Annotated in this window: 5 protein-coding genes; all 5 read left to right on the forward strand. The window is 54.8% G+C overall.

The window, feature by feature from the left end; translation table 11 throughout:
- Window positions 1–199: 199 nt before the first annotated feature.
- On the forward strand, window positions 200–1,660 hold the full coding sequence (locus tag J3481_RS03410; RefSeq protein WP_206832012.1) for an aldehyde dehydrogenase family protein: 1,461 nt from the start codon (window positions 200–202) through the stop codon (window positions 1,658–1,660).
- A 25-nt stretch (window positions 1,661–1,685) separates the two neighbouring features.
- Entirely contained in the window at window positions 1,686–3,116 is a 1,431-nt protein-coding gene (locus J3481_RS03415; protein WP_206832006.1) for a sigma-54 interaction domain-containing protein, read from the forward strand.
- Between the two features lie 153 nt (window positions 3,117–3,269).
- Window positions 3,270–4,721 carry an ISLre2 family transposase gene (locus J3481_RS03420; RefSeq protein WP_206832007.1) on the forward strand — a complete coding sequence of 484 codons (1,452 nt, stop codon included), beginning with the start codon at window positions 3,270–3,272 and terminating at the stop codon, window positions 4,719–4,721.
- 287 nt (window positions 4,722–5,008) lie between these two features.
- Window positions 5,009–6,031, forward strand: a complete 1,023-nt coding sequence (gene speB / locus J3481_RS03425; protein ID WP_206832008.1) for an agmatinase — start codon at window positions 5,009–5,011, stop codon at window positions 6,029–6,031.
- Between the two features lie 446 nt (window positions 6,032–6,477).
- Window positions 6,478–7,451, forward strand: a 974-nt coding sequence (locus J3481_RS03430) for a transposase (RefSeq protein ID WP_206882430.1), incomplete at its 3' end; no start/stop codon positions are given.

Genomic DNA, 7,451 nt, shown 5'->3' on the forward strand with positions numbered 1-7,451 from the left:
ACCAGGAAAATAGATGCGTGGGGCCTGGATTGGAACGCGGTTTGCTTTACGTCAGTGGAATAGGCTCCAGACCGGAGCGTCGCTACTTCCAATTGAAAATCATATCGTAGACGAGGTGAAGTACATGGTCGAGGATATCCGCGCGATCACACTCAAAGATCTCGAAAAATTGGAAAGAGACAACCACGGTGCGTTCGCTATGTACGTGGGCGGACGGTTTGTTGGGACCGATAACGCCGAGACGAGAGAACTGTTCGATCCCGCGACGGGACGTGCATTTGGTCGGGTGGTGGAACCCCAGCCATCCGACCTACGCGCCGCAGTCCGAGTTGCTCGTAAGGTTTTTGATGAAAGCGAGTGGCCGTGGCTTTCCGCTCGGGAACGAGCTAACCTACTTCTACGAATTGCAACAAAAGTTGAGGAACTGGGGGAGACGTTCGCACGCTTAGAGACTCTGCAGACAGGCAAGCCGCTACGCGAATCTCGCCTAGACGTCGAAGACTGTGTGCAATGTTTTCGCTATTACGCAGGACTCATCATGCAGCCAAATGGCATGCTCCTTTCCGTCCCAGAATCAGTCCACAGTTACACGTTTCGTCAGCCGATCGGTGTTTGCGGACTGATTGTGCCGTGGAATTTTCCCCTTTTAATCGCGTGTTGGAAGCTTGCACCCGCGCTCGCGACCGGAAACACGTGCATCCTAAAGCCATCTGAGTGGACGCCTGTAACCGCACTCCTTCTCGCAAAAGTCTTGGATGAAGCAGGGCTGCCACCTGGAGTGGTCAATGTCGTCCCTGGCGCAGGCGATCCCATTGGGCGCGCCCTAGTGGAAGATCCCGATGTTAACCGTGTATCTTTCACTGGAGGAACTGCGACAGGGCTGAATATCCTCCAAGCAGCGGCACTTAACATAACACGGGTCTCATTGGAGTTAGGGGGCAAGTCAGCCGTGATAGTGTTTGAAGATGCGGATTGGGAATGCGCCGTGGATCACGCCCTGTTCGCCATCTATTACGGGGCCGGACAGGTCTGCGCTGCAGGTTCTCGGCTTCTTCTGGAATCCACCATCCACGATCGGTTCCTTTCCGAGTTGAAGACCAGGGCTGAACACATTCGCGTAGGGGATGGTTTTGACGAATCGGTGGAAATGGGCCCACTTGTGTCGGAGGCACACATGCGGCGAGTTTTGCAATTCATTGACAAGGGGCGTGAAGAGGGAGCCCAGCTCGTCACAGGTGGTAAGAGGGCGACTTTCCCGCCACCTTTGGCACAGGGATACTTCATGCAGCCCACCATCTTCGCCGGCGTGACGTCTGACATGAGTATAGTACGTGAGGAAATTTTTGGTCCCGTTCTCACGGTTCAACCGTTTGTGAACGAGGAAGATGCAGTTCGCATGGCGAATGATTCTCAATACGGTCTCGCGGCGGGGGTCTTTACCCGTGATGTGGCGCGCGTTCACCGTGTCGTTCGCAGACTGCAAGCTGGCATCACTTGGGTCAACACGTACCACACGGCGTATGTCGAAGCGCCGTGGGGCGGGCTCAAACGCTCGGGTGTCGGGCGAGAACTCGGTATAGAAGCGGTACATGAGTACACCGAAATTCGTCAAGTTCAAATTAGTACCGTGTACGCGAAGTCGGGCTTTTACCCGGCGTGAATCCGTCTGCAGAGGAGGTTTAAATGTGGAGGAAGCTGCCGAGCTCGTCGACGTGATCGACACACTGCTTAATGCCCTCTTTGTCGATGTGCTGATTGCCGACGGGGAGGGTAAAGTCGTGTTCGTATCTCAATCCTTCGAGGACAATTATGGTGTCCCTATTGAAAGCGTTGTTGGCCGCACGGTGACGGAGCTTGAATCGCTTGGCATCTTTACTCCGTCCATTACGCGCTTGGTGATGACGACACGCAACCGACAAAGCGCGGTACAAACGACTCGAAGCGGACAGCGCCTGCTTGTCACCGGAGTTCCCGTGTTCGATCGCGAAAATCGGCTGGTGCGGATTATCTCCTACTCGTATGATTTAACAGAGTTGATTGAGTTACGAGAGCACATGCAAGCTATGGAAGAAGAGATGAGCAGGGTCAAATCAGAACTCGAACGCCTACGTGAGCGAAATGTACGGGTGGACGGCATCGTGGCCCGGAGTCAAGCAATGCAGCGTGTGATTGACACAGCGTTGCAAGTGGCGCGCCACGACGTGCCTATCCTTTTGTTGGGCGAATCCGGCGTAGGAAAGGGCGTGCTGGCGAAAGTCATCCACTCCCACAGTCCCCGTTCCTCAGGACCCTTTGTATCCATAAACTGTGCCGCTATACCGGAAGCACTTCTGGAGTCCGAGCTTTTTGGGTACGAGCAAGGTGCATTCACCGGAGCGGGGCGCGGTGGCAAGCCGGGTCTGATTGAATTGGCGCACGATGGCACATTGTTTCTTGACGAAATCGGTGAATTGCCACTTTCAATGCAAGCCAAACTGCTCAAAGTGATCCAGGAACGACGCTTTTTCAGAATTGGAGGGAAAAATGAACGATTTTCTAACTTTCGACTGTTGACCGCAACCAATCAAAATATTGAGGAGATGGTCTCCAAGGGGACGTTCCGCAAGGATCTCTACTTTCGGTTGAACACCGTTCCGATTGTGATCCCTCCCTTGCGTCATCGACAAGAGGACATTGTAGAACTTGCTCAATATTTCACACGCATCATGTGTGAACGACACCGCGTTGAGCGTACGCTCTCTCCCAAGGTGTTGCGGCGATTCATGGAATACGACTGGCCAGGAAACGTGCGGGAACTCGAAAACACTATTGAGCGATTGACCGTGTTGTCGCTGAATTTGGTGATTGATGAGAATGACCTACCTCCTCACCTGTTAACACACACGCGATCGGAGGAATCGGCCCAAGTTCCAGGTATCTCTCTACCCGATTTGCTGGCACGTTATGAACGAAAAATTCTCGAGGATGCCTGCCTGAGAGCTCGAAGCACGAATGATCTCGCTCGAATGCTCGGCATCAGCCAACCCACGGTCGTTCGTAAGTTGCATAAGCACTTCGGGCGCTCCTTTCAGCTTGCCCACCACACCGAAAGCCGAGGACATAGAGAAACACCTTGACGGCACACGATATAAAGATCAGCCGTGGGAGCGTATAAAGTTTCGGTAGGTGGCTTCCAGGCGAGAGGAGTAGACGTGCAAAAAAGAGAAGAGACCCCACGGACACAAAAAGCTCGCCGCACGGCAATGCGGCAGAAAGGAGTGGGGTCTCCCGTGTTGGACGTTCGCCATCTCACCGACGAAATCCTGCAACAAGCACGCGATTTGCTCCCATCCTGGATTGAACAAGTCGCAAATTTGTTGAGCCAAGGAGACTTCTTGGCGTTTGAGACGTCGCTTTGCACGTTTGCCGATCAGTTCGCATTACGGCTCTTCGAACACATGCTCCACATGACAGACGACGCGCTGATGCAGACGCGCGACCGAGCCCGCTACGAGTTGGTTGGGTCGCGCGAACGGACGCTCGTGACGAGCCGAGGCGAGTTGCATTTGAAGCGCCGGATGTATCGAGACCGTGAGACAGGAACGTACCACATGCCGCTGGATGCCTTGTTGGGACTGGGCGCGAGAGAGCGACTGAGCCCGAAAGTGCGCATGCATCTGGTCGATCTCGCGACCAGGATGTCGTATCACCAAGCGGCCTGGACGTTGGCCCAGTTCATGCCGCATGTGAGTGCGATGCGTGTGTGGCAGGAGGTGCAGCGGCTGGGGGCCACGCTGGATGAAGCCGTGAAGGCCAAACGCGAGGCTCGGTATGCAGGGAAGGATGCACAGACGATCCAGGACCCCAAGCGGAAGGTCTCGAAGCTGTACGTGGAGGCTGACGGCATGTGGGTGCGAGCACGTGGGTCGAAGCGCCATGCGGAAGTGAAAATCGTGCTGGCGTATGAGGGGAAACAGGCCGTTGGGCGAGACCGACGCAAGCTGGTGGGGCGCCAGGTGGTGGCTGGTGTTGTGCCTGGACAGGCGGTGTGGGAAGAGGCTGTAGGCGCCTTTTCGGAGGCGTGGGATCTGGAGCAGGTGTCCTGCTCGGTCGTAGGGACGGACGGCGCAGCGTGGGCGAAGCAGGGCGTGGATGTCCTTCCAGGTGCGGTGCATCGACTGGACCTGTATCACTTGTACAAGCATCTGCGCATGGCGTTCGGCGTCGAAAAGGCAGCGTACGCGGAGATCTGCGAAGCGCTGGAGCGTGGAGATTGGTCACAGGTCGAGGCGGTGCTGCGCCGTGCGGAGCGTGTGCGGCGAGGAAGTGCAAGGGAACGTGTGCGCTCTCTGCGCCAATACCTGCGTGCGAACTGGGAAGGCATTCGGAGAGACGGCGCAGCGGAGTCGTTAGGCGCAATGGAAGGGCAAGTGTTTCACCAGTTTGCACGGCGGATGAAGCGGCATGGGGGCTGGTGGAGCGAAGAAGGCGCACACCGACTGGCGCGTGTATTGGCAGCGCGTGCGAGCGGCCAGAAGCCGACGGTCGTGACGAAACAGGAACAGAACGAACGCGTGGAGCGCCGCGCATTCGTCGAAGAGTCGTGGGTGCAACGGTCAACCTCGTCGACGGGACAGGCGGTCACGAAGACCGCCCACCTGCCGGCGCTGTATGGGCCCCATGCCAGCCGTCTTTGGGTGAAATATGTCCTGCAAGCCCTTGTGCGCGGCCCGCAGTGGTAATACGGGATGTGGGGCTCTTCTCGACCTCGCCTTTGCCCCTACGAAAACTTGACACGGAACAGCCGTGGTTCGACCGTATGAAAGTCTATGCAAAATCGCATAGACTTATTCATTTTTGAATAAAAGAGAACGTTACTGATGATGCGAAACTCAGCATGCGTCATGAAATCTCCATGCGCATTCGCATAACTGTCCGTCGGCTAAATTGCCCTAGGTAATAGCTAATCGCTTAGTCGAGGAACGCACTCTGCCCCTCTGATATGGGTTGGAACAATTCTTGCTTCAGAATGTTCTGTGATGACCATACATTTGGAGGGATATTCGTGCCAAAATACTTGCCTAGAGACTCGTTCTTGACCCCTCGCTTCTGCGGTGTTCGAACATTTATGAGGCTGCCCCTCGTGGAGGATCTTGCCCCGGATATCGACTTCGCGATAATCGGCATTCCATTTGACGGTGGTCAATCCTATCGTTCCGGCGCACGTTTTGGGCCGGAAGCGATTCGTGATGCGTCCATCCTGTTACGACCGTTCAATCAAGAACAAAAAATACCTATATTTGATTATATTTCAGGTGTAGACTATGGCGATTGCCCTGTGGTCCCCGGGTACATCGCGGAAACTTATCAAAAAGTTGAGACCGCACTCCAACCCGTGGTGGATCGTGGCGTTATCCCGGTCGTCCTCGGAGGAGATCACTCCATCACGCTGGCGGAACTGCGCGCCCTTCATCGGTGTCACGGCCCTTTGGGCTTGGTGCACTTCGATTCGCATTCTGACACTTGGGACGCTTACTTCGGACAGAAATATAATCACGGAACCACCTTCCGGCGAGCTGTCGAAGAAGGGCTGCTAGATCCGGGCCGCGTCATTCAGGTAGGCATGCGAGGCCCGCTCTACGGCGCTGAAGACTTAAATGCGGCGCGCGAACTAGGCTTTGAAGTTTGCACCACATCCGATCTACGGCGCATTGGATTTGAGGACATGGTGGAAAAGATCAAAGCGCGTGTCCTACCTGGACCTGTCTTCCTTTCATTTGATATCGACTTTGTCGATCCCGCTTTCGCCCCCGGAACCGGCACGCCTGAGGTGGGAGGAGTAACGTCATGGGAAGCCTTAGAACTTGTCCGTGGGCTCCGAGGCATCCCGTTCATTGGATTTGACCTCGTGGAGGTCTTGCCCTCGTACGATCACGCCCAAGTGACATCTCTTCTAGCTGCCAATATCGTTTACGAATTCCTTACACTGATTGCTATCGCCAAACAAGAAAGGAGCGCATGTGTACCATGTCCTTCAATTCCGTCGGTCTGAGACACGACAGTGTCAATTTTGTGGAGACCGTCGCTCTCTCAGCGGCGGTCATGGCGCCTTCGGCTTCTATGGCGCTGAATGTGTCATTGATCGGGGGGTTGGTAGGAGCTTCTGTGTGCCTTCCGTTCCTCCTGGCCGCGATCATTACGCTTGGCATGTCGATTTCCATCATCCATTTTAACAAGATATATCCAAACAGCGGTTCACTATATTCGTTTACCAAGGTCGGGCTTGGGCGAACTCTGTCCTTGGTATCAGGATGGTCCCTGTATTTGGCGTACTTGACACTTGTGCAGGCGCTATGCAGTTGCTGTATGAAGTTGGATTGTGAACATTTTATGAAATGTTAATGAAACCATCGAAAAACACTTGACTTTTGAAAAACACCCTAACAATCGCCGAGGAGGCACCTAACTGCCTATCTCTCAGCGATTCGGGTGTGAAGTATGGCTCGTTTATGTAAACCAGAGTTCAAGGAGCTTTCGTCTTTCAGCAATGTCGGTGGCGCCCCTGTTCTACGTACACTGTGGGATCGGTTCGACCTTTCGTTGCTCTTGTCCCAGTCGGGGATCTTCAAAGTCCGTGGCGTCGCCACCTGGGTTCTGGCGTTCCTCTACGTCGTTGGGCTCATTAACCGCTGTCCGTCCGTCAATGCACTGGCCACGTTCTTCAACAAAGACGGCCTCTTGCAGCGCATGCTGGGCATCCAAAAGGTGACCCAATCCACCCTCAGCCGCTTCCTGACGGGATTTTCCCAATGGGACACATTCAACGAAAAACGGACCTCTCGCCTTCAGGAAGATCCAGATACGGCTCTGGCAGACGGAGACGTGCTTGCGCTCGACGATACGCATGCCCCACACCCATACGCCAAGGGGATCCCGTTTCTCTACTGGCTCTACGACAGTTCGAACAAAGTGTACACATGGGCGATGAACATCGTGGCGCTGCACGCCGTCCGCAGCAATGGGGTTGAATATCCATGGTCGTACGCCATCTGGACGAAACCCGAAAACGACACCGACAAGAAGCAGTCAAAACTGGACCTCGCATGGAGAATGCTCCTGGCTGTCCGAAAACAGGTGACGTGCCGCTTGTGGGTGGTCATGGATCGCTGGTATTTCAGCAAACCATTCCTGCTCCAGTGTGAATCAGAGAACTTTGATTGGGTCACGAAGGCCAAACGGAACATGCAGCTATTCCGCCGCATGATTGAACCCGGCACCGGACGTGAGCGCTTTGTTCCAATACGTCCTCGAGACCTCATTCGGGAGGTCTATCCGCTGCTCATGGCGCAAGGGAACGTGGATGTCGCCTCTGCCGCCTGTGAAAACATCTACGTGAAGATGCCAAAGACCTCAGTGAATCGACGGGGCGAGCCATGTACGAAAATGAAATACACACCGGTCGCCGCAGTCGT

The organism is Alicyclobacillus fructus (assembly GCF_017329605.1).
GTDB lineage: Bacteria > Bacillota > Bacilli > Alicyclobacillales > Alicyclobacillaceae > Alicyclobacillus > Alicyclobacillus fructus.

Bases quoted from the DNA above. Each gene is read 5' to 3' on its own strand.
- speB (WP_206832008.1), top strand. From the start codon at position 5,009: ATGTTCTGTGATGACCATACATTTGGAGGGATATTCGTGCCAAAATAC.
- J3481_RS03410 (WP_206832012.1), top strand. From the start codon at position 200: ATGTACGTGGGCGGACGGTTTGTTGGGACCGATAACGCCGAGACGAGA.